This is a genomic window from Acinetobacter calcoaceticus, from assembly GCF_016508255.1.
GTDB classification, from domain to species: domain Bacteria; phylum Pseudomonadota; class Gammaproteobacteria; order Pseudomonadales; family Moraxellaceae; genus Acinetobacter; species Acinetobacter calcoaceticus_E.
Map to the genome: position 1 here is coordinate 331,669 of NZ_JADVKT010000004.1, position 23,339 is coordinate 355,007.

A 23,339-nucleotide genomic window follows, 5' to 3' on the forward strand; every position below is an offset into this window, starting at 1 on the left:
ATCAGTTGAAATTCAATCTGTTTTCACAAAAGTTAAAGAATTGATCGGCACACTACTCAGCCACGAATGAAAAAAAGATGACTATAAGGAGTTCAGCATGCATTCGAGAATTATTGGCTTAACAGCGATGATGGGGATAATGAGTTCAATGGCTTTTGCAGAACCTGCAATCCAGTCAGGCGATACATTAGAAAGTTTAGCTAAAGCGCGTATTACAACGAGTGTAACTACTCAAGTAGCAATACCTACAGCGCAAACGAGCGTGGCAACCGATGCTAACGTTAAAGTTGAAGACATTGACTCGATCATTGGCGAAACAGCAGCAGAAACACCAAAAGTAGCTGTACAAACACAAGCTGTAGCAGTTCCAGTTATCGAAAATATATCGACTCTTGCTTCTAACGAACCGACTGTAAGTGTTGACGACATTGATGTTGCTCATCCTACAGAATAAGCAGATGTAATTTTCTTTTAAGCAGAATAAAAATAATAAGATAAATCAGCGCACTAAAAAGGCGGATATTTTATCAATATCCGCCTTCTTTTTAATTTCTTATCTAATCAAGTATTAATCAAATAAACGATCAAAGAATGATTTTTTCTTTGGTGAAGAAGCACTGTCTTCGCCATCAAAAGAAGCTTGCAACTCTTTAAGTAATTCACGTTGACGAGAATTTAAGTTGACAGGTGTTTCTATCACAATACGGCAGAGTAAATCACCCACCATGCTGCTACGTACGGGACGAACGCCTTTACCACGTAAACGGAATAATTTGCCTGTTTGAGTTCCCTCAGGAATCTTCAAGCTAACGCGGCCTTCCAAAGTTGGAATTTCAATTTCTTTACCAAGTGCAGCATCAGCAATACTGACTGGCACATCCATATAAAGATCCGCACCATCACGTTGGAAAATTTCGTGTTCACGAACAACGACTTCAACGTACAAATCACCTGATTGGCCATCACGAATTGCTTCGCCTTTACCACTCAAACGAACGCGGTCACCATTATCTACACCCGCTGGGATTGTAACTTCCAACGTTTGCTGGCGATCGGCCACACCTGAACCATGACATGCCTGACAAGGGTTTTTAATAATTTTACCTTGACCACGACAGGTACCACATGTTTGTTGTACAGAGAAGAAACCTTGCTGCATACGCACTTGTCCTGAACCATGACAAGTTTTACAGGTTTCAACATCTTTTGGATTTTTTGAACCTTTACCATCACACACATCACATGGTGCCGGAGCAGTAAAGGTAATGGTTTTTTTCACCCCTTTTACAGCTTCTTCAAGGGTAAGTTCCATTACATAGCGTAAATCTGATCCGCGACGTTGACGCTGTTGACGTCCACCACCACCGAATGCACCACCGAAGATATCGCCGAACTGGCTAAAGATATCTTCTGCGCTAAATCCGCCAAAGCCACCACCACCGCCGCCAAAGCCACCTTCGAAGGCATTATGACCCATGCGATCGTACATGCTACGCTTTTCGCTGTCCGATAAAACTTCATAAGCTTCAGCAGCTTCTTTAAATTTCTCTTCAGCTTCGGCATTGTCAGGGTTTCTATCAGGATGATACTTCATCGCCAATTTACGGTAGGCTTTTTTGATCTCATCATCACTTGCGGTTTTTGAAACGCCTAAAACCTCATAATAATCACGTTTAGCCATTTTTGGCGGTGCTCCTCACGGAATTTTATCAATACTCTATTGCCGACTAAATGGGGGACTTTAGCCGAATTTACAAGGGGAAAATGTTTAAAAAATAGATATATTAAAAAACTGCCTTATTTTTTAAATATTTAGACAAGCCTTTTAACCATGCATTTAATAGAAATAACCACGCAATAGCGCTGAAAACTACACCAGCAACCGTAGAGGCGGTTATCCAAAGGTTACTGTCCCATGCAAAAAAGAAGAGCGGAATAAACCAGACCGCAGCAAAAATTGCCATACAAAGAAATAGAATCCCGTTTCGCATAATCCATAGTGCATGCGCATGAATCCAAACTTCTGCATTATCTACAACCGCCACTTTACGAGCGACCAAATAAGCAAAGGCCGCAAAAATAACCGTAAACAATGCAAGAAACATGAACGCATAAGAAATTACTATATAACGGCGATGCTGTTCGATATGGTCTTGCCCCATCTGTATTTCACCTCAATCCACTGCATTTTGCCTATTTTTTATGCAGTGAAATATTCCTGTATTTTTTGTGTAAAGACAGGTGCTACTATATTGGAGTTTTCAATATTTCGCACCTTTATTCACAAAAAATTTATGTATTTTATGCGGTTTTTTTCACCTTAAACCACGCTGCGTAGAGCGCAGGTAAGAAAAATAATGTCAGCAAGGTGGCAACAATCAACCCACCCATGATTGCAACTGCCATTGGACCAAAGAAAATACTTCGTGAAAGTGGAATCATGGCCAAAACTGCGGCTAAAGCAGTCAAAATAATCGGACGGAATCGACGTACGGTAGCCTCAATAATCGCCTCCCATGTTGGATGCCCTGCCTGCCTGTCTTGTTCAATCTGATCAATCAGAATAAGCGAGTTACGCATGATCATGCCAGAAAGCGCAATTGTGCCCAACATGGCCACAAAGCCAAATGGTTTATTAAATAAAAGTAAGAATAAAACCACACCAATTAAACCCAGTGGAGCTGTTAAAAGCACAATGGACGCGCGAGATAGACTCTTGAGTTGAATCATAAGTAATGTCATTACGACAGCTAAGAACAGTGGCATACCAGCATTAACAGAGTTTTGCCCACGTTCAGACTCTTCTACGGTTCCACCGACTTCAATGAGATAGCCGCTTGGAAGTTCAGCGCGTAATTTATCCATTGACTGAGCTAATTCACTCACTACAGTAGCAGGCTGTAATTGAGTTCGGATATCTGCACGAACAGTAATGGTTGGTAATCGGTTACGATGCCAAATTAGACCATCTTCAAACTTATATTCAATTTTAGCGATTTGAGCTAAAGGCACTGTCGTTCCATTGGCGGTAGGTACAGCTAAACTCGCCAATGAAGCCACTTCAACTCGTTCAGATTGGTCTCCACGCAAGCGGATTTCGATGAGTTCACGCTTTTCACGATACTGTTCAATCGCACTACCCGTAATTGAGGCATTAATGAAGTTCGCTAAATCGACACTAGAGACACCCATTTGTCGAGCACGATCTTGGTCGATCTGAATCGAAATGATTTTACTTGGCTCACCCCAATCTAAATGCACATTGGTCGTATTCGGATTTTCGCCAATCAGTTTAGCGACCTTCTGCGCCTCTTGACGGACCAGATTTTGATCTTCGCCCGACACACGATATTGCAATGGATAACCCACTGGTGGGCCATTTTCCAGTAATGACACGCGAGTACGAACTTGCGGAAGTAATTGCTTAATTTGTGTGTCTAACGAGCGTCGAATTTCATCACGATCATCAAGTGATGATGCTAGTACAACAAACTGCGCAAAACTGGCTTGCGGTAATTGCTGGTCTAACGGTAAATAAAAACGTGGTGATCCTGTACCGACATAAGCCACATAGTTATCAATACCTTTTTGTTTAGACAGGAAATTTTCAACCTTTTTCACAGCTTGTTCTGTTGCTGTTAAAGAAGCGCCTTCTTCAAGTTTTAAATCGACTAAAATCTCGGCACGGTTTGAAGGTGGGAAAAACTGCTGAGGTACCAGCTTAAACATCAGCACAGATAGCACAAAAATACCCACCGTCGTTGCAATCACGGTTTTACGGTAAGTCACACAAAACTCGACCATCTTTCTAAAACGTAAATAGAAACTAGATTGGTAGGGATCGTAGTGATGGTCCTGTGAAATGGCCACAGTTTGCGGTTGCGGCTTTTTAGTTAACCTCGCCCATAAACGGACATACCAAGGGGCCTGATGGCCTGTTTTGGTAAAATCAGGTAATAGCTTTTCGCCTAAATAAGGTACGAATAAAACTGCCGCGACCCAAGAGACTAATAAGGCAATCGTCACAACCTGAAAGATAGAGCGAGTGTATTCACCTGTACCAGACTGAGCCGTAGCGATCGGTAAGAAACCAGCCGCAGTAATCAATGTTCCAGTGAGCATCGGAAATGCAGTAGTTTTCCACGCAAATCCGGCGGCTTTAATTCGGCTATAACCCTGCTCCATCTTAATTGCCATCATCTCGACGGCAATAATGGCGTCATCGACTAACAGACCTAGCGCCAGAATCAAGGCACCTAGGGAAATCTTATGCAGCCCGACATCGAATAGATTCATACCTGCAAAGGTCATTGCTAAAACTAAAGGAATAGAAAAAGCGACCACCAATCCTGTACGGAAACCTAAAGAGAAAAAACTCACTAACAAGACAATAATAACTGCTTCAGCGAGTACCTTTATAAACTCATGAATACTGCGTTGTACTGCTACAGGTTGGTCAGAAACTTTTTGGAGCTTCATGCCTAAAGGCAAAGTTTTTTGCAGTTGGGCAAACTCTGTGTCGAGATTTTTACCTAAGGCAATAATGTCACCGCCCTTACGCATCGATAAAGCAATACCAATACCATTTTCACCCATGAAGCGCATACGTGGCTGAGCAGGTTGACTAAAACCACGGTAGACATCAGCGACATCTCCAAGCTGAATGGTTTTATCACCTACCAGTAAAGGCATTTTCTTAATTTCATCAATGTTTTGTAAATGACCACTTACTCGGATCTGAATACGGTCTGTGCCTGTTTCAAAAAAACCTGCACTTGCCATACTATTTTGCTTTTGTAAGGCGTCTTGAATCGCTGTAACTGGAATACCAAGCTGTACCGCTTTAGTGTTAGAAAGCTCAATCCAGATTTTTTGATCTTGCAGACCAATTAATTCAACCTTACTGACATCCTTGACACGTTGAAGCTGTAATTGCAAACGATCTGCATATTCTTTTAAAACCGCATAGTCAAAGTCTTTGCCTGTCAGTACATAAATATTGCCGTAAGTGTCTCCAAATTCGTCATTGAAAAATGGACCTTGTACACCGTTTGGCAGTTCATGGCGTATATCATTTACCTTCTTACGAACGTTGTACCAAACATCGGGAATCTTGTCAGAAGTAAGCGAATCCTTCGCCACAAAAGTAACCAACGACTCACCTGGACGGGAGTAAGCCATAATCTTGTCATACTGCCCTGTGGTCATGAGTTCCTTTTCGATACGGTCCGTAACTAAAGTAGAAACTTCTTTGGCAGTCGCCCCAGGCCAGTAGGTCTGTACCACCATGACCTTAAAGGTAAATGGTGGATCTTCACTTTGTGATAATTTTGAATAAGAGATCGCACCGATAATGCCAAGCAGCAGCATAAAATAAAAGACGATGCCTTTATTATTTAATGCCCATTCCGAGAGATTGAATTTCATGGTGACTTCGCTCCCTGAATTTTCACTGCACGATTTTCACGGTCAATCGGATGAATCTTTTGGTGATCACGTAGTAAGTGTACGCCGCCAATCACAACCCAATCATTTGGCTTTAAACCAGATAACACAGGCACGCTGTCTTTGCCATATGCACCAATGGCTACAGGTACTTTACGCAAAGTCTGATTCGCATTAACAACCCAGACATAAGGCTGATTATCTGTTGCTGAGACACTCGAAAGTGGAACACTCATCACATTGGTTTGAGTTGTACTAAAAAATACGCGTGCGCTTTGTCCAAGCTGAATAACAGACTGCCCTTCTTTAAGTGCTACCTTGACTGTAAAAGTACGGGACTGGTCCGCTGCGGGAGAAACTTCGCGTACATATCCTGCAAATTTTTCATTCGGTTTAGACCACAAGGTTATCCAAGCGGCTTGACCAACTTTAATTTCAGTAACTGCTTGTTCTGGCACCCCAATAACAACTTCACGCTCTCCATCAATTGCCAGTTGATAAGCAGCTTGCCCCACCGCAACCACTTGTCCAATTTCAATATTACGCGTGGTAATTACCCCGTTTTTATTAGAAATGAGTTGGTTATAGCCAGTCTGGTTCGCCGAAACTTCATAGTTAGAACGTGCTTGCTGTAGAGCCGCTTGCGCTGCGTCATATTGATTTTTTACAGTGTCATATTGCGAACGGCTAACCGCATTAATAGGCAATAATTGCTGGAAACGTTTAAGTTCATCTGCTGCTGTTTTTGCTGAAGCCTGTGCATTATCAAGTTGGGCTTTAGCAGCATTTAATTGGAGCTGAGCATCTGCCACGTCAAGCTTTGCTAAAACTTGTCCGACCTTAACTCGATCACCGACATCTACGTAACGTGCCGTAACCTGACCACCCACACGAAATGCTAAAGCCGTTTGTTGTCTGGCTTGCACATCCCCTGCATAACTTTTTTGTTCATTGAGAGTGGTCAAGGGCTGTGCCACCATCACATAGGGTATCTCTTCTGTTTTTGGGGCTTCTTTACTACACCCCATTAATGTGACCGTACAAACAATCACCATACTCATGATGAGAGGTTTTAACAGATTCATATCTTATCGCTCTTATTCAAACTGATTTTTTAAGGCACAATATGTTTGCATCATAAATTGTTTGTTTTTTAATTAATATACCCATGGGTACATTAATTGAAGAAAAACTTATAAATATTTATTTTTTAGCTTTTATTAGAGGATTTCGTGCAAACAGTTAATCAAAGTGGTCGCCCCAAAGATCTAGAAAAACGTGCTCGTATTCTGCAAGCAGCAAAAGCCATTTTTTTGAAATCTGGTTATCACGGTACCAGCATGAACCAGATCGCCCAAGAAGCAGGTGTAACTAAGCTTACTGTCTATAATCATTTTCAAGATAAAGCCAACCTGTTTATCTGTGCGATTACAGAAACCTGTGAAGAAACGCTGTGTACTAAACAATTTGAATTAGAGGCATCGGCAGACTTTTATCAAGCACTCTTTATTGTGTGTTCCCGTGCCTTGCAAATTATTTACTCACCCGAAGCACTTAAACTTGAACACGTTTTATTTGAACTTGCAGCAGAACAAAGTCCACTTGCTCTACAGTTTTTTGATGCATCGCATACGCGACTTCAAAATCAGTTAGCTGTGTTTTTGCAAAAAGCGGCTCAATTAGGTTTTATTCAAACCGATGATCCTACTTATCAAACCGAGCTTCTTATGTCTTTATTGCTTGGCATACGCCATCAGAAGGTTTTACTTGGGATCATTGCTGTACCCACTGCACAAGAGTTAGGGCAAATCATTCAAGATGCAATTGCTTTATTCCTGCTCAAATATCGGACTTAAACCAAAGTACCATTGCCAAAAGTTGTACTGAGTGCATGCCATCGTTAACAGCATCACATGCAAATTAAATGTTATTTTTTAAGCAAAAATTCACATTTTCTTACGCTCAAAGCTTGGAATGTTTGTTAATCACGCTATATTCGATAAGGATAAGAACAGGAGAAAATAGCATGGTTCAGCAAATCGATGCGCCACTGCGCGAGGATGTCCGCTTACTTGGTAATTTATTAGGTGAAACCCTAAAGCAACATGCAGGACAAGAGCTGTTTAATCAGATCGAGCAAATTCGTGCTCTTGCCAAAGGTGCACGTGACGGCCACGCTGAAGCCCAAAAGCAACTAGAACAATTATTTTTAAATCTACCCGACGACGAATTACTTCCCCTTACCCGAGCTTTTTCTCATTTCCTCAATTTTGCCAATATTGCCGAGCAATATCATGTGGTCCGTAGCCGCAGACAAGCAGAGTTTGATTCGGATACCACTTCTCCGAACCCGCTTGTTCACCTATTTGAAAAATTTAAAGATAAAAGTATTTCGACAGAAAAGCTGTTCAAACAAGTTTGTGATCTTAATATTGAGTTAGTCCTTACGGCCCATCCAACCGAAGTTAGTCGCCGTACCCTCATTCAAAAATATGATGATATCAATGCTTGTCTGTCACAACTTGATCAGCAAAAACTTACTCCCCGCGAACGTCAAAATGCGCTTGCCAACTTAAAGCAACAAATCAGTTCGGCATGGCAAACAGACGAAATCAGGCAGCACCGCCCGACACCTGTAGATGAAGCAAAATGGGGATTTGCCACAATTGAGCAAACGCTATGGAATGCAGTACCCAAGTTTATTCGTGAATTAAATGAACTCGTACAGCAAAATTGCGAACATGAGTTACCACTCAATATTGCTCCTGTCCGCTTTGCATCTTGGATGGGTGGAGACCGTGACGGTAACCCGAACGTTACTCATCATATTACGCAAGAAGTACTGTGGTTATCACGTTGGCAGGCTGCTGATCTTTATTTAAGAGACATTGAAAATTTACGTTGGGAACTTTCAATTCAAACCTGCTCTGAAGAAATGACTCAAGCATTGGGTAGTCCACATGCAGAACCTTATCGTGAATATTTACGTGCTACACGAGAGCGCCTAAAAGCAACTCGTCATTGGTTAGCGCAACGCCTACAAGGCCTAGAAGCAGACGATACCAATGTCATCAAAAGCAAAGACGAACTTTTACAACCTTTATTGCTGTGCTATCGCTCTTTAATCGACAGCAATTTACCTGAGATTGCGAATGGTCAATTACTCGATTTCATCTATCGGGTGAACTGTTTTGGAATTGAACTACTTAAACTCGATATCCGTCAAGAATCTGGTCGCCATCGTCAAGCCATTTCAGCCATTACCGAATATTTAGGTTTAGGTAATTTTGAATCTTGGACTGAACAGGCACGCCAAAACTTCCTGATTCAGGAACTACAAAGCAAACGCCCACTTTTACCAAAATATATTAATGAACCTGAAGGCAGTTTGATTGGACATCCAGATGTTCAAGAAGTTTTCGCAACCATGCGTACTTTGGCAGATCAACCACCTGAATCTTTAGGGGCTTATATTATTTCTATGGCTGAATATCCAAGCGATGTTTTAGCCGTTTTATTACTGCAAAAAGAAGCTGGTATTCAGCACCCTTTACGTGTAGTCCCTTTGTTTGAAACTTTAAAAGACTTAGATGGCGCCGCAAGCACCATGAATACGCTGTTCAATATGCATTGGTATAAGCAGCATATTCAGGGTAAACACGAAGTCATGATCGGTTACTCCGACTCTGCAAAAGATGCCGGTTTTATGTCTGCTAACTGGGCGCAATATCGTGCTCAAGAAGAGTTAACTGCTATCGCTCAAACTCACGGCGTACAATTGACGCTGTTCCATGGACGTGGTGGCTCAATTAGTCGTGGTGGTGCCCCAACACAACAAGCGCTATTTTCACAACCACCGGGTTCTATTTCTGGTGCAATCCGTGTAACAGAACAGGGTGAGATGATTCGCTTTAAATTCGGTTTAGAAGGGATTGCCATGCAAAACCTTGAAATCTATACCGCAGCAACACTCGAAGCAACCTTATTGCCACCACCAGAACCTAAATCTGAATGGCGTGAACTGATGAACCGTATGACAGATCATTCTGTTAAAGTTTACCGCCAAACAGTTCGTGAAAACCCACATTTCGTTAAATATTTGCGTACGGTTACGCCTGAACTTGAATTACAAATGTTGCCTTTAGGTTCACGTCCGGCAAAACGTAAAGTCAGTGGTGGTATTGAATCTTTACGTGCTATTCCTTGGGTATTTGCGTGGACACAAATCCGTTTAATGTTACCTGCATGGTTAGGCACTGGAGCGGCTATTAACGAAGTCATTGCCGATCAGCAAAAAGCAACACTTGATGAAATGCTACAACAATGGCCTTACTTCCAGACCCTCATTGATATGCTGGAAATGGTATTGTCTAAAGCCGATGCCAATATTGCACTTTATTACGAGTCCCATCTGACTGAAGATGAAGATTTAAAAGTATTGGGCAATCAATTACGTCAGCGATTAAAAGATGCCGTTGAAACCCTACTTGCATTAAAAGATGAATCAAAGCTTCTTAGCAATAACGAAGTACTCGATCAGTCTATGCAGGTTCGTAAGCCATATTTACTTCCTTTACACCTTTTACAAGCCGAACTGATGAGACGCAGACGTGACTATCTCAAAGAGCGTCAGGCAGAAAATACACCTGTTGACCATGCACTTATGGTGAGTATTGCAGGTATTGCTGCTGGTTTACGTAATACAGGCTAAGCTGATTTTACCAATTGTTTAATAAAGCAGTGCATCATCGATGCACTGCTTTTTACTTACAAAGTTTCCCAGTTTTCTCAAATTTTCCCCGATTTTCTATTTTTTTGAATATTTTTTAAAAATCAAAAAATTAATCTTTATTAGAAAAAAATAACTGATTCCTTATATTTAGAATTCATAAAAATATACCAATCGTTAAAAAACAATTACTTTTCACCGCCATATTTAATACAAGAGATTAAATGCCTTTACAAGAAAGAGTATCATTGCACCAATTAAAGAATAATGAGCTTATTTTATGTCCAACTGGTTTCCAAAATGGCAGCCTTACCAAGGTGATGTTGACCATCGGCCGGTCTCTACCAATGAATATCTCCCACCAGTTCAAAGTGCTATTTTAGGTATTCAGCACGCATTTGCGATGTTTGGAGCAACTGTTTTAGCGCCGTTGCTCATGGGTTTTAATCCGAACCTTGCTATTTTAATGTCTGGAATCTGTACCATCCTGTTCTTTTTAATTACAGGTGGTCGTGTTCCAAGTTATTTAGGTTCAAGTTTTGCCTTTATTGGGGTGGTTGCAGCAGCAACTGGGCATATTACGGGTTCTGGTGCAAATCCTAATCTCTCTATGGCTTTAGGTGGAATCGTAGCATGTGGTGTGTTTTATGCCATCATCGGTTTTATTGTGATGCTCACCGGCACGCGCTGGATTGAAAAACTCATGCCGCCTGTCGTGACTGGCGCGATTGTAATGATCATTGGTCTAAACCTCGCACCCGTTACAATTAAAGGCGTTGCAGGGCAACCATTTGAAATGTGGATGGCATTAATTACTGTACTTTGTATGGGGAGCATTGCCGTATTTACACGTGGTTTATTACAACGTCTGCTTCTATTAGTTGGTCTAATTTTGGCTTATGTGATTTATGCGATCACCACCAATGGCTTAGGTTTAGGAAAACCTATCGATTTTAGCCAGATTTCAGCGGCTGCATGGTTCGGTATTCCAAGCTTTTCTCATCCTACGTTTGATACTAGAGCGATGCTAATTATTGCTCCGGTTGCGCTCATTTTAGTCGCGGAAAACTTAGGGCATATTAAAGCTGTTGGTGCGATGACTGGCGAAAATCTGACTCCCCACTTAGGTAAAGCATTTGTCGCAGATGGTTTGGCAACCACGCTTTCAGGTAGTGTAGGTGCTCCAGGCATGACGACTTATGGTGAAAACATTGGTGTTATGGCAGTCACTCGTGTGTACTCAACTATTGTCTTTGTTATTGCGGGTGTCTTCGCGATTTTCTTAGGACTATCTCCAAAATTTGGTGCTGTAATTAGTACAATTCCAAGTGCAGTTCTCACTGGTGCGTCTATTGTCGTGTTTGGTTTAATTACCATTGCTGGTGCAAAAATCTGGATTGAAAACAAAGTTGATTTTTCTAACAATAAAAACCTGATTGTTGCTTCTGTAACGATTATTTTAGGTGCTGGAAATTTTGAATTATTGTTCGGTAATTTCAATTTAGGTGGTATCGGTACCGCAACTTTTGCAGCCATTATTTTAAATTGGCTGTTTAGTTTAAAAGATAAAACTTAAATTCAAAAAGGCAGCATAAGCTGCCTTTTTTCATTACGATTTAGTATGATGACTTTTACCCTTCAATACGTTCCCCATTATGCGTTTTGATTTTTTTGATTTACAACTGGTTCTCCATATTGTCTCTACAGGTAGCCTAACCAAAGGCGCGGACCGCTCCGCTATTTCACTTCAAGCTGCTAGTGAACGTATCAAAAAACTCGAACAATATTTTGAAACACCCTTATTTATTCGTCAGACCACTGGCGTGGAGCTCACCACGGCAGGACACGCTTTTGTAGAACATGCTCGTCAGCTTTTGGCACAAAAAGATCAACTAGAACAAGAAATGCTACGTTTTAGGCCCCCTACCACAGAATCATTAACGCTTTGGTGTAACTCTTCTGCCCAAAGCGAATATCTGCCCCCGTTACTACCGCAATATCTGGTGCTTCATCCCGAAATGAATATTGATTTACATGAAGCGGAAAGCTCTGAAATTGTAGAAGCACTGACCAAAGGTATTGCTAGATTGGGATTGGTTTCAAGTTTCTTCGATACTCGACATTTACACACTCAAGAATTTGCTAGTGATCCTTTGGTCTTGATTTGCCCTGCTACTCATCAGCTAGCCCAATATCAAGCATTAAATCTGGTGGATGCACTAAGCTATGGCTTTATTGGCCTTATGCCGCATCACTCACTGCAACAATCCATTGAAACCCAAGCTAAGTTATTAGGCTTTAACATACAGTACCGTTTGCGTTTACCTAACTTTGGTGCAATTGCTGAGGTTGTGGCGAAAGGTGTTGGAATTGCAATTATGCCCGCTCGGGCTGCACAGCGTTTGCAATCGGACTACCATTTCCACTCCATTCAGCTCCTCGGCGCATGGGCAAACCGTAAACTGCTTTTGGCTACCCAAAATTTTAGTCAGCTTCCTAGCAGTTACCAACAATTTGCAGATTTTTTACTGCAACATCGCCCTTAAACACTTGGCTTAGTGCAAGACCATATAAATTCCTAATGACACCAAACCAATAAAAAATATACGACGAAATTTTTGTTCATTGAGTCGATAACGGATTTTTTTACCTAACCACATTCCAACTAATGCAGCCAATAAAGCCGCAAAAGATAAACGGTAGTCCAGTGTTATTCCTGACATAGGGTTGTGGTGTAAAAAGACTGCAAGACAAATGGTAGAGACAGTAAAAGTCAGCCCCAAAGCCTGTACCAACTCATCACGTTTTAAATGCAACGACTGCAAGTAAGGCACTACTGGAATAATAATCACACCTGTTGCTACCGTCACTGCCCCACCAATATAACCAATGATGGGCGATAACCAACGCTCGTACTTCCCTAAGTGCGGAAGCTTTTTCACGCATAGACCGTAGAGCCCATATAAGGCCAACATACAGCCTAATAAAATTTCACTACTATGCCCATGACTTTGGCTCAAGGTGGGCAGAAAGCTCCATATTGAGCCCACCACAATGCCTACAAGCAAAGTCCAGAAACGGCGAATAAAAGACCAGACATGCCCCTCAGCGAAAAGCTGCCAGACATTAGTGACCATTGAAGGAACAATCAGAAGAGATGCTGCTTGAAAAGGACTCATTGCGATGGTGAGTAGGCCCATCGATACCGCGGGCAACCCTAAGCCGATCATGCCTTTAATCATGCCAGCAAAGGCAAACACCACCATAATAATTGCTAGAAATGTCACTGTTTATCTCCGATTCCCTACAAGGCTATGCTACGGAAAAAACAGGCTTTGCCCTATTCTTGTTTTTAGGAGAAGGCCTCAATTAAAAGTTGAGGCCGTTTTATATTTTTCTTCTAATACATTGCTAAAAATGCTTTCAATCATCCAAACTCGGTACAAGCTATTAAATACATAGCTCTGACCATCAATACGCAACTCTAAAACAGGTAAATCAGGCTGATGCTTTTCTTTGCAAAATGCATCATTTTGCGCTAGAGCAGATAGCACATCCTGCTCGGTTAACTGCTCAATTCCCAACTGCTGCTGCAATTCCTGGAAATGCTTTTGGAAAGATAAATCTTTACCTTTCGTCCAAACAGCCTGCAAAATCGTGAAAATTGTATCGATTTGCTGATTTTCCTGCACACTATAGAAAAGCTTTGCCATTTCAAGCGTACTTTCTTCTGTAGGACGGCAAAAAGGAGTGAATGTTACATCTGTTCGTTTAGAAACACGTGTTGCCAAACTCCAGTCAAACCAGTCTCGACCTTGATAGCTTAAGGGATAAACTTTTAATTGAATGTCGTAATAATCAGCCAGTTCTTCCTTAATATAGGCAAGTAGCAGCCAACTCATTGGATCTTCTAAAGCTACATAGATATCGAGTTCCGGACGAAGTGTCTGAATTTCAGTAAGTGCCTCAGCATCATTAATCAAATGTTCACGCCATTCGATATGATTAATTAAAAAGATCGGATTACCAGTAAGTAGTTTTTGTTGTTTTAGACGACGAGTTAAACGCAATAAATCATCTACTGCATGATATTTACGTCCACCAAATTCAAAGTATGCAGCTGGTACAGACTCATCCGTAAAAATACGTTCTGACAAATGTTGCGGAAGCTGATGTTTAACTGCCATGGCATGTAAAGTACGTAGCTTTCCATATTGTTGCTGCCAAAGCATGTGAAAAATATCTTCTAGTAAATGTAAGAAATTCTGACCTTGTAATGGGGTTCTTTTTAATATAACAGCGGCTTGTTTTAAAGATTCTTGGCTTGGGATTTCTGGAAATTCATCAAAAGCAAAACGATGCTGTTTGGCTAATATTTTGGCATCATTTAAACAATAATTTTGCCACTCTTCATGTGACATACCATTCGGAGGTTCAGAAGCCGTATGCGAAATAATAATTTTTAAGGGTTTAAGTTCATCACTTAAAATCTCATCGAGCTGAGAGAGTTGCTGAACAGCTAAGTAGCTATACACATCATCAAGTCGTAAATGAATACTTAAACCATTTTCCGTGGGTAACACCGCTTGACGAGAAGGCTTTTGGTAAAACCAGCTCGATCGGATAGGGTCAAACCAACGGCGTAGCAGTGACATGAGAGTAGAGCCTCTAAAAAATAAATCCTAAGCAAGACCAAAAAACTGCTTTGATCGCAGTACAAAGTGCCGCAGAAGCTTCATATACAAAATGCTGACGAGCTCTGCTGACGCAGAACAAACATCATGTTATTGCACGTGTTCCTGCATCGGTGAAGATTTTATCATCATTTTATGGCAAACCCATAGAATGACTTGCAACACCTTCATCTAGAAGCCTATTTTTTTTATCATACGTAAAAAATGCACCCTCAACCTGATAATAATTCATCGTGCTGATGGGTGCATGATTTCTACTCAATTGTTAAAATTGAATATTTTATAGAACGCGTACAGCTCCTTTCGCCGCACTTGTTGTATGCATTGCATAAACTTTTAACGCTTTTGATACCTTACGTTTACGTTCTTCTTTCGGATGCCAGCCTTTCGCTTCTTGAACTGTACGACGGTGCGCCATAGTCGCATCATCAACGTTCAAGTGAATGGTACGATTTGGAATATCAATTTCAATGGTGTCACCATCTTCTACCAAACCAATTGCGCCACCTTCAGCAGCTTCTGGCGAAACATGTCCTATCGAAAGACCTGATGAACCACCAGAGAAACGGCCATCTGTAACCAATGCACAGTCTTTTCCTAAACCTTTCGATTTAAGATAGCTGGTTGGGTAAAGCATTTCTTGCATACCCGGACCACCACGTGGACCTTCGTAACGAATAACAACCACATCGCCAGCTTTAATGTCATGACCCAAAATTGCATCTACAGCCGCATCTTGACTCTCAAACACACGTGCAGTACCAGTAAATTTCAAAATAGATTCATCTACACCCGCAGTTTTCACAATACAGCCATCAAGAGCGATGTTGCCGTATAGAACGGCTAAACCACCGTCTTTAGAGAATGCATGTTCTGCATTGCGGATAACACCCTTTTCACGATCGCCATCTAAAGTTGCATAGTAACGATTTTGAGAGAATGCAACTTGTGTTGGAACCCCACCCGGAGATGAGCGATAGAATTCATACACATCTGCATCTTCTGTACGAATAATATCCCACTTGTCCAACGCATCTTTTAACGTTTTCTCATGGACTGTTGGTAGTGATACATCAAGTAAATTCGCACGATCAAGCTCACCCAAGATGGCCATAATACCGCCAGCACGGTGTACGTCTTCCATATGAACGTCTTGTTTTGCAGGCGCTACTTTAGACAATACAGGAACTCGACGTGATAATTCGTCAATATCGTCCATTGTAAAGTCAACTTCGGCTTCACTTGCAGCAGCCAATAAATGTAGAACCGTATTGGTTGAACCACCCATTGCAATATCAAGCGTCATGGCATTTTTAAATGCAGCCTTTGTTGCAATTGAACGCGGTAAAATGCTTGCATCTTCTTGTTCATAATAGCGTTTAGCCAATTCAACAATAAGCTGACCTGCTTTTAAGAATAATTTTTTACGATTCGCATGTGTCGCAACAATCGAACCATTGCCCGGTAAAGATAAACCCAAAGCTTCTGTTAAACAGTTCATTGAGTTTGCAGTAAACATGCCTGAACATGAACCACATGTTGGACATGCTGAACGTTCAAATTCCGCTACTTCTTCATCTGTATAACTTTCATCAGCCGCAACAACCATGGCATCAACAAGGTCAATCGCTTTTTCATTACCACGGAATTTAACCTTACCCGCTTCCATTGGGCCGCCAGACACAAAAACCACTGGAATATTCAAGCGCATCGCAGCCATGAGCATTCCCGGAGTAATCTTGTCACAGTTAGAAATACAGACCATAGCATCAGCACAATGCGCATTTACCATGTACTCTACTGAGTCAGCAATTAAATCACGTGATGGTAGAGAGTAAAGCATGCCGTCATGCCCCATTGCGATCCCGTCATCAACTGCAATCGTATTGAACTCTTTAGCAACACCACCTGATGCCTGAATTTCTGCTGCAACAAGCTGCCCTAGATCTTTAAGATGTACATGGCCTGGAACAAATTGAGTAAATGAATTGACTACCGCAATAATCGGTTTGCCGAAATCCTCATCTTTCATTCCTGTTGCACGCCATAAGCCACGTGCGCCAGCCATATTTCTTCCATGTGTCGATGTTTTTGAACGATAGTCAGGCATTAGTGTTTCCAACAAGTTGTGCTTGAGTGAAATGACTTCCACTCTGGCGAATGATACTGATATAGCGTTAGATCAGTCGGAATATTGACTCATCATCATAATTTGATCATTCTCCATTCTATACAAGCAAATAATATTCGGAAAGCCAAGAACAGTAATAGTCAGTCAATATTTAGCAAAACTTCCATGAATAATTTTTTATTTTTTCATAACCTTTTTTTATCAATAAAAATTTTTTCAATAATTTTTTGTTCGCTATTTAAAAACCAATCCTCTCAACAGCCATGAGCTTAGGGCTTCAATCGTTTTTCACGTATACTACCCACAAACTCTTTTTGGAATGCATTTGTGAAAATTATTTTTGCTGGCACCCCTGAATTTGCTGCAACAGCATTGGCGGCTTTATTAAAAACTTCCCATGAAATTATCGCGGTTTATACCCAACCAGACCGTAAAGCTGGTCGCGGACAAAAATTAACACCATCTGCTGTAAAACAGCTTGCTCTTGAACATAACATCCCTGTTTATCAGCCACTTCACTTTAAAGCATCTACAGAAGAAGGGCTTGCAGCTCAACAAGAACTTGCAGCTTTAGGTGCAGATGTAATGGTGGTTGCTGCCTATGGTTTGATTCTGCCTCAAGCAGTACTCGATACCCCAAAATATGGCTGCTTAAATATCCACGGTTCATTACTACCACGTTGGCGTGGTGCTGCACCAATTCAGCGTGCAATTGCAACAGGTGATGCTGGAACAGGCATTACGATTATGCAAATGGCTGCTGGTTTAGATACAGGCGACATGATGTATAAAACCTATTGTGCAATTACTGCCGAAGACACATCAGCTAGCTTACACGACAAATTAGCAGCTCAAGGTGCAACAGCAATTTGTGCAGTTTTAGAATCGGAAGCAACCTTACAAAAATATCTGGCAGAACGTGAAGTTCAAGATGAAAGCTTAACTGTATATGCACATAAATTAGTGAAGTCAGAAGCTCGAATTGACTGGTCAACCGATGCGATGCAACTTGACCGAAATATTCGTGCATTTAACCCTTGGCCAGTTGCCTTCGTTCAGCTTGACGAAAATAATGCTCTGCGTGTCTGGAATTCAACGACTTCTACTCAAAGCCAAGCAAAAGCTCAAGCTGGTGAAATTATCGCGATTGATAAACTAGGTGTACATGTTGCTTGTGGCCAAGATTCCTTTATTTGTCTGACCAGTGTGCAATGGCCAGGTGGTAAAGCAATGAATGCCCAACAAATTGCCCAAACTCAAAAACTTCATGTAGGACAAATTCTGCCATGAGTCAGGTTTCAACAAATTCGTCACGTTTTAACTTACGTGCCCAAGTCGTCCAGACTCTATTAAAAGTTCAGCAAGGACATTCTCTTGCGAGCATTTTAAATACGCAGCTTAATCAAGTCGCAGAACGAGACCGTGCCCTATTTCATGAACTTGTTTTGGGTACGCTACGTCAATGGTTTGCGCTTAAATCAATTAGCCTGCCATTACTGAGTAAGCCCTTAAATAATGAGGCGGTTGAAACTTGTCTTTATGTGGGTCTTTATCAAGTTTTATGCACACGTATTGCCGCACATGCTGCTATCTCAGAAACAGTAGATGCGACCAAACAACTTGGATTCCCTGCACTCAGCGGCATTGTGAATGCAATTTTACGCCGAGCGACTCGTGAAACTGATGAGTTTGAAGAAGGTTTGCAACAAGCTCATGGCTTACCAAGTTGGCTTTATAAGCGTGTGAAAAAAGATTGGGGAGAACAAACTGAAGCTCTTTGCCAGTCTTTAAAACAAATCGCTCCTTTAACCTTAAGGGTCAATCAGCGCCACATTGGTCGAGATGCTTATTTAGCAAAATTACAAGCTTTAGATATTCAATCTCGTGCATGTGTTTTTTCTGAAGCGGGTATTGTACTAGAGCAGTCTATGCAAATTACCCAGTTGCCTGGTTTTGAACAAGGTTGGGTCTCTGTGCAAGATGAACATGCTCAACTTTGTGCAGAATTATTACCGGATTTAAATGATAAAATCGTGATTGATGCCTGTGCGGCACCGGGTGGAAAAACAGCTCATTTACTCGAAAAATTTAAACCCGCACATTTAATCGCCATTGATCAGGACCCTAACCGTTTATTGCGTGTCACTGAAAACCTTAACCGTTTAGCACTTGATCAAAGCCATACAGAAATTCTGGCAGCAGATGCAACCGAATGGGTTCCAACACAACTAGTAGATTGTATTGTGCTAGACGCGCCTTGTTCAGCAACAGGTGTTATTCGCCGTCATCCTGACATACGTCTCTTACGTCAATCTACTGATATTGCTCAAACTGCTGAACTACAAAAGCAGATTTTGGAACACATGTGGCAACAACTTAAAGTTGGCGGCACATTGCTCTACATTACTTGTTCAATTTTGAAAATAGAAAATGAACAACAAATGATGGCTTTTTTTGCTGAACATGCTGATGCGAAAGAAATCAAAATTGAAGCCAAGTGGGGACTTGAGCAAACTCATGGTCGACAATTACTTCCACAAGCGCAGTCTGGTGACGGATTTTATTATTGTAAAATTCAAAAAATTGCATAAAAAAAGCAGGCTTTAAGCCTGCTTTTTACTAGATCAGCATCAAAGTGTGTGCTGATCTTTTACTTCTTCTAAAACATCATCTAACTCTTCAGGATGTTTCGATAAATGTAGAATGGATAAAATTAATCCACCCCACACAAACACCATCGAAATTACCATCATTACGATTGCCGAAGTATTCATTATATTATCCTCCTAGCGATCTTTCATTTTACTTAACAGGATAGCAACGACTGCGCAGAAAATTACACTGCCCCAGCCGAATATGCCTTGTAAGCTCATGCTATAAGTATCATAGCCATTTTTGATCAAATTAAAAACAGTCATACTGAGTGTGGTTAACAAAATTAAAGAGGTGATGACCGTTAAAGTGAAATCCCATCCTCTACCTAATTGAATAGTTGAGATACGGTTGACATGATCACGGAGCTCTCTAAGGGCCGAACGCTTAAACCAAGCTACACTAATAATGGCTAATAAAGCGCCACCGACAATACCGATGTTATTGATAAAGTGATCAACGATATCAACCAGCTTAATTGCGTTTACACTTGAGAATAAAATAATTGATACAAACGCACTACCGCCACCAATAATCGTTACTGCTTTTTTACGCCCCCATTTCAACTTGTCTTGCATTGCTGCAATAGGCACTTCCAAAATACTGACCATCGAAGAAATACCTGCGACGAAAAGTGATGAGAAGAATAAGAGACCAAATAAATCAGCCCCTGTACCTAAACTTGAAATAATTTTAGGGAATGCAATAAATGCTAGTCCAATCCCACCACTCACCACATCTTTAACTTCAGTACCAGCAGCATGTGCCATAAAACCAAGCGCTGCAAAAATACCAATACCCGCTAGAATCTCTGTTGATGCATTTGCAAAACCAACAATTAAACCCGAGCCCGTTAAGTTTGTTTTTGGTTTCAAATATGATGCATAAGTCACCATGATCCCGAAACCAACAGATAATGAGAAGAACGTATGACCATACGCAGCTAGCCAAACTTTATAATCCATCATTGCTGACCAGTTCGGTGTAAAGAATGCATTCAAGCCTTGAGCTGCACCTGGTAAACGTAATGACTGAATTACTAAAATAGTGAATAAAATGAATAATAAAGGCATGAAAATCTTATTGGATAATTCCACACCCTTTTTCACCCCACCATAAAGAATGATTAAAGTAAGTGCCCAAATTCCAACAATTGGCCAGAATAAATGACTTACAAACTGTAGATCAAAACCAGTCTCTTTTGAGGTTTGTAAGTAAGTATTAAAGAAGAAGCCTTCAGGATCACTTCCCCACATTTGACCAATAGAAAAGTAAACATAACTACCCGCCCATGTCAGGACGCTCGCATAATACAGACCAATAATGATACAAACACAAACCTGCCACCACCCTAATGTTTCCCCACCTTTAAATAAGGCGCGATATGCTTTAGGAGGAGAACCTGTACTACGATGACCTACCGCATAATCTAAAAATAGTAATGGTAAACCAGCGGTAATCAGTGCTAATAAATAAGGTATAAGAAACGCGCCACCACCATTTTCATAAGCAACGTATGGAAAGCGCCAAATATTTCCTAAGCCTACAGCCGAACCAACGGCTGCAATAATAAAACCAGATCGTGACGTCCAGTTTTCACGAGAATCTGTCATAAAACACCTAATGTTAAAAAATTGCTTATTTTTACTGCTATTGTTGATTGTTATTCCGCATGCAAAAAAGAACTAAAGAATATTTTTGTGTTTGATTAATAATAAAAAGCACCTTGTGAGTATTTTTATTTCAAACAAGCAAAAATAGAAAATTCCTCCTTAAAGATTTTTGTCCATTTTTTGCCCCTATATAGCTGAACAATACCTGTTTTTATTTATTTTTACTGTAATTTCCGTCTGAAATTTTACGTTTTCTTAAAAATTTTTATTTAAATTGGTTATTTTTTAGCTCACATTCATGTTTTAAAGCAGAATGTTAGGTCATTATATGCAATGATATTTTCTGTCATTTAAATTATTTTTCATTTTATAAAGTAGATATATCAACTAATTTTTTAGATATGCAAAAATAAAAATATTATCGGTTCATTTCACAAAATTTATACTCAAATGTTCCCAATAATGCCCATATCAATTTAGAAATTATTTTATAAAAATCAATAAAATATCAGGTTTTTAAAATTTCAAATAATTGAATTTTTATATTCACCATTTTCCATCAATGTATTACTGCACAGTTTTCTATATTATGCGCACAAAGTTTTCTTTTCTTAGGATATGATGGTGAAAATATTAAAAATGTCGTTTGTAGCGCTTGGGATGAGCCTAAGTGGATTCGCACAAGCAGATTTTATAGGGGTAAAGGGAGACGTTAGCTATTGGTTTTACGATGGTAAAGCAAATATGTCCTCACAATTACCTGATGATCAAGATTTAGATCGGAAAGGTAGCGCTCAACTTTCACTTGCTTTTGAGCATCCAATACCATTTCTTCCAAACGCAAAAATTCGTTATGTAAATTTAGATACTCAAACTAAATCACAAACTCTAGGTCAAGCTAATTATAAAGTTGATTTAGATCATAGTGATTTTATTCTTTACTATGAGTTACTAGATAATATTGTAAGTGTAGATGCAGGACTTGGTGCAACTGTATTAAATGGTGATATTACTGCGTATACAGGTAAACGTGTAGATATTAATAAGACATATCCTATTACTTATTTATCAGGTGAAGTAAAACTTCCATTTACAGGTTTAAGTGCTAAAGGTGAGGCAACCTATACAAACTTTAATGATGCAAAAATTACAGATGCATTAGCAGAAGTAAAGTATAAATTCATCGATAATTTAGTAGTTGATTTAGGCCTGAAAGCAGGCTATCGCATACTCAATATTGATTTAAATGATTACGATAATAATGACCTAAAATTTGAATTTAAAGGTCCTTATGTTGGCTTAGAAGCGCATTTTTAAATCAAAAAATGAAATGAAATTTTAATACTCAAAATAAAAAAGAACTCTTATGAGTTCTTTTTTATTCAACCATACTCACATATTTCGGGTATTTTTTAATTCTTTGACACCATGCTTGAATATTTGGATATAAGTTTAAATCGAACCCACCTTCCTCAGCGATATGCGTGTATGCATATAAGGCAATATCAGCAATGGTAAATTGACTTCCAACAAGATAGTCACACTTTACTAAAGCATTATCCATAATAGATAGAGCTTTATGGCCTTTTGGTTGTAAATTATGATATTCCTCTATTCTTTCTAGTGGTAAACCTAAATATTTATTAATAAAACGAGCAACAGCAATAAATGGTTCATGGCTATACTGCTCAAAGAACATCCATTGGTATATTTTTGCTTTAATATAAGGATCTGTGGCAAGAAATTCTGTTCCCTCAGCTAGATAACCTAAAATAGCATTAGATTCACTTAAAACACGCCCATCATCTAGAACTAATACTGGTATTTTTCCATTAGGATTTAAAGATAAAAACTCTGTGGTTTGAGTATCTTTTTTTAAAATATCAATATGGATCCATCTATGTTTAATATTTAATAAGGAAAGTAGTAATTTGATCTTATAACAATTACCCGAATTTACATCACCATAGACTACCATAGGTACTTTCCCTTTATTCTTTTTGCATATTTAAGTATATAATTTTCTTATTATTTATAGCACGAATTTTTAATATTCTTGGTTTTTAATTTTGCAT

General features: G+C 40.0%; 18 protein-coding genes. 8 read left to right on the forward strand and 10 right to left on the reverse strand.

Translation table 11 applies throughout. From position 1 onward, the window contains the following. Positions 1-97: 97 nt before the first annotated feature. A complete protein-coding gene (locus I5515_RS10985; protein WP_199966634.1) occupies positions 98-454 on the forward strand; it encodes a hypothetical protein in 357 nt (118 codons plus the stop codon). A gap of 114 nt (positions 455-568) precedes the next feature. Here the strand turns inward: I5515_RS10985 and dnaJ are convergent, their stop codons facing one another. The 4 genes from dnaJ to I5515_RS11005 all read right to left on the reverse strand — a co-directional run bounded on the left by dnaJ (position 569) and on the right by I5515_RS11005 (position 6,530). Further along, positions 569-1,681, reverse strand: a complete 1,113-nt coding sequence (gene dnaJ / locus I5515_RS10990; protein WP_199966636.1) for a molecular chaperone DnaJ — start codon at positions 1,679-1,681, stop codon at positions 569-571. A 103-nt stretch (positions 1,682-1,784) separates the two neighbouring features. Then, the gene (locus I5515_RS10995) at positions 1,785-2,162 is read right to left on the reverse strand and encodes a hypothetical protein (RefSeq protein ID WP_199966638.1); all 378 of its coding nucleotides are present in this window, start codon (positions 2,160-2,162) and stop codon (positions 1,785-1,787) included. A gap of 139 nt (positions 2,163-2,301) precedes the next feature. Continuing rightward, positions 2,302-5,427 (reverse strand): efflux RND transporter permease subunit, encoded by a 3,126-nt coding sequence (locus I5515_RS11000; RefSeq protein ID WP_199966640.1) that lies wholly within the window; start codon positions 5,425-5,427, stop codon positions 2,302-2,304. Continuing rightward, positions 5,424-6,530: an efflux RND transporter periplasmic adaptor subunit gene (locus I5515_RS11005; protein WP_199966642.1), complete on the reverse strand. Its 1,107-nt coding sequence runs from the start codon at positions 6,528-6,530 to the stop codon at positions 5,424-5,426. Before I5515_RS11005 ends, I5515_RS11000 begins: the two co-directional genes overlap by 4 nt. A 147-nt stretch (positions 6,531-6,677) precedes the next feature. On the opposite strand from I5515_RS11005, the gene I5515_RS11010 reads away from it, so the two are divergent. The 4 genes from I5515_RS11010 (at position 6,678) to I5515_RS11025 (ending at position 12,720) form a co-directional block, all read left to right on the forward strand. Beyond that, complete coding sequence (locus I5515_RS11010) at positions 6,678-7,301, forward strand: TetR/AcrR family transcriptional regulator (protein WP_199966644.1); 624 nt, start codon at positions 6,678-6,680, stop codon at positions 7,299-7,301. A 170-nt stretch (positions 7,302-7,471) separates the two neighbouring features. Beyond that, on the forward strand, positions 7,472-10,156 hold the full coding sequence (gene ppc / locus I5515_RS11015; RefSeq protein WP_199966646.1) for a phosphoenolpyruvate carboxylase: 2,685 nt from the start codon (positions 7,472-7,474) through the stop codon (positions 10,154-10,156). A gap of 298 nt (positions 10,157-10,454) precedes the next feature. After that, positions 10,455-11,750, forward strand: coding sequence for a solute carrier family 23 protein (locus I5515_RS11020; RefSeq protein WP_199966649.1), 1,296 nt, complete (start codon positions 10,455-10,457; stop codon positions 11,748-11,750). 79 nt (positions 11,751-11,829) lie between these two features. Then, complete coding sequence (locus I5515_RS11025; RefSeq protein ID WP_199966651.1) at positions 11,830-12,720, forward strand: LysR family transcriptional regulator; 891 nt, start codon at positions 11,830-11,832, stop codon at positions 12,718-12,720. Between the two features lie 9 nt (positions 12,721-12,729). Here I5515_RS11025 and I5515_RS11030 read toward each other — a convergent pair whose 3' ends face one another. The 3 genes from I5515_RS11030 to ilvD form a co-directional block, all read right to left on the reverse strand. Then, positions 12,730-13,461 carry a sulfite exporter TauE/SafE family protein gene (locus I5515_RS11030; protein ID WP_199966653.1) on the reverse strand — a complete coding sequence of 244 codons (732 nt, stop codon included), beginning with the start codon at positions 13,459-13,461 and terminating at the stop codon, positions 12,730-12,732. 78 nt (positions 13,462-13,539) lie between these two features. After that, positions 13,540-14,829 carry a hypothetical protein gene (locus tag I5515_RS11035; RefSeq protein WP_199966655.1) on the reverse strand — a complete coding sequence of 430 codons (1,290 nt, stop codon included), beginning with the start codon at positions 14,827-14,829 and terminating at the stop codon, positions 13,540-13,542. Between the two features lie 319 nt (positions 14,830-15,148). Beyond that, complete coding sequence (gene ilvD / locus I5515_RS11040; protein WP_199966657.1) at positions 15,149-16,978, reverse strand: dihydroxy-acid dehydratase; 1,830 nt, start codon at positions 16,976-16,978, stop codon at positions 15,149-15,151. A gap of 348 nt (positions 16,979-17,326) precedes the next feature. Between ilvD and fmt the strand changes: the two genes are divergently transcribed. Together fmt and rsmB are read left to right on the forward strand one after the other, a co-directional pair. Then, on the forward strand, positions 17,327-18,289 hold the full coding sequence (gene fmt, locus I5515_RS11045; protein WP_199966659.1) for a methionyl-tRNA formyltransferase: 963 nt from the start codon (positions 17,327-17,329) through the stop codon (positions 18,287-18,289). Then, the gene (gene rsmB, locus I5515_RS11050) at positions 18,286-19,590 is read left to right on the forward strand and encodes a 16S rRNA (cytosine(967)-C(5))-methyltransferase RsmB (protein ID WP_199966661.1); all 1,305 of its coding nucleotides are present in this window, start codon (positions 18,286-18,288) and stop codon (positions 19,588-19,590) included. Before fmt ends, rsmB begins: the two co-directional genes overlap by 4 nt. Before the next feature lie 39 nt (positions 19,591-19,629). Here the strand turns inward: rsmB and I5515_RS11055 are convergent, their stop codons facing one another. Further along, positions 19,630-19,773: a methionine/alanine import family NSS transporter small subunit gene (locus tag I5515_RS11055; protein WP_199966664.1), complete on the reverse strand. Its 144-nt coding sequence runs from the start codon at positions 19,771-19,773 to the stop codon at positions 19,630-19,632. A gap of 12 nt (positions 19,774-19,785) precedes the next feature. After that, positions 19,786-21,264, reverse strand: a complete 1,479-nt coding sequence (locus I5515_RS11060; RefSeq protein ID WP_199966666.1) for a sodium-dependent transporter — start codon at positions 21,262-21,264, stop codon at positions 19,786-19,788. 618 nt (positions 21,265-21,882) lie between these two features. Between I5515_RS11060 and I5515_RS11065 the strand changes: the two genes are divergently transcribed. Further along, positions 21,883-22,581 carry a TIGR04219 family outer membrane beta-barrel protein gene (locus I5515_RS11065; protein ID WP_199966668.1) on the forward strand — a complete coding sequence of 233 codons (699 nt, stop codon included), beginning with the start codon at positions 21,883-21,885 and terminating at the stop codon, positions 22,579-22,581. A gap of 61 nt (positions 22,582-22,642) precedes the next feature. On the opposite strand, the gene I5515_RS11070 is transcribed toward I5515_RS11065, so the two are convergent. Next, on the reverse strand, positions 22,643-23,242 hold the full coding sequence (locus I5515_RS11070; RefSeq protein ID WP_199966670.1) for a glutathione S-transferase family protein: 600 nt from the start codon (positions 23,240-23,242) through the stop codon (positions 22,643-22,645). Positions 23,243-23,339: the final 97 nt, after the last annotated feature.

What these genes read in the sequence shown, in the direction of transcription:
- dnaJ (WP_199966636.1), bottom strand. Translation starts at nt 1,681, where the DNA reads ATGGCTAAACGTGATTATTATGAGGTTTTAGGCGTTTCAAAAACCGCA.
- I5515_RS11065 (WP_199966668.1), top strand. Translation starts at nt 21,883, where the DNA reads ATGATGGTGAAAATATTAAAAATGTCGTTTGTAGCGCTTGGGATGAGC.
- rsmB (WP_199966661.1), top strand. Translation starts at nt 18,286, where the DNA reads ATGAGTCAGGTTTCAACAAATTCGTCACGTTTTAACTTACGTGCCCAA.
- I5515_RS11025 (WP_199966651.1), top strand. Translation starts at nt 11,830, where the DNA reads ATGCGTTTTGATTTTTTTGATTTACAACTGGTTCTCCATATTGTCTCT.
- I5515_RS11005 (WP_199966642.1), bottom strand. Translation starts at nt 6,530, where the DNA reads ATGAATCTGTTAAAACCTCTCATCATGAGTATGGTGATTGTTTGTACG.
- I5515_RS11035 (WP_199966655.1), bottom strand. Translation starts at nt 14,829, where the DNA reads ATGTCACTGCTACGCCGTTGGTTTGACCCTATCCGATCGAGCTGGTTT.
- I5515_RS11060 (WP_199966666.1), bottom strand. Translation starts at nt 21,264, where the DNA reads ATGACAGATTCTCGTGAAAACTGGACGTCACGATCTGGTTTTATTATT.
- I5515_RS11000 (WP_199966640.1), bottom strand. Translation starts at nt 5,427, where the DNA reads ATGAAATTCAATCTCTCGGAATGGGCATTAAATAATAAAGGCATCGTC.
- I5515_RS11020 (WP_199966649.1), top strand. Translation starts at nt 10,455, where the DNA reads ATGTCCAACTGGTTTCCAAAATGGCAGCCTTACCAAGGTGATGTTGAC.
- I5515_RS10995 (WP_199966638.1), bottom strand. Translation starts at nt 2,162, where the DNA reads ATGGGGCAAGACCATATCGAACAGCATCGCCGTTATATAGTAATTTCT.
- I5515_RS10985 (WP_199966634.1), top strand. Translation starts at nt 98, where the DNA reads ATGCATTCGAGAATTATTGGCTTAACAGCGATGATGGGGATAATGAGT.
- ilvD (WP_199966657.1), bottom strand. Translation starts at nt 16,978, where the DNA reads ATGCCTGACTATCGTTCAAAAACATCGACACATGGAAGAAATATGGCT.
- I5515_RS11055 (WP_199966664.1), bottom strand. Translation starts at nt 19,773, where the DNA reads ATGAATACTTCGGCAATCGTAATGATGGTAATTTCGATGGTGTTTGTG.
- ppc (WP_199966646.1), top strand. Translation starts at nt 7,472, where the DNA reads ATGGTTCAGCAAATCGATGCGCCACTGCGCGAGGATGTCCGCTTACTT.
- I5515_RS11070 (WP_199966670.1), bottom strand. Translation starts at nt 23,242, where the DNA reads ATGGTAGTCTATGGTGATGTAAATTCGGGTAATTGTTATAAGATCAAA.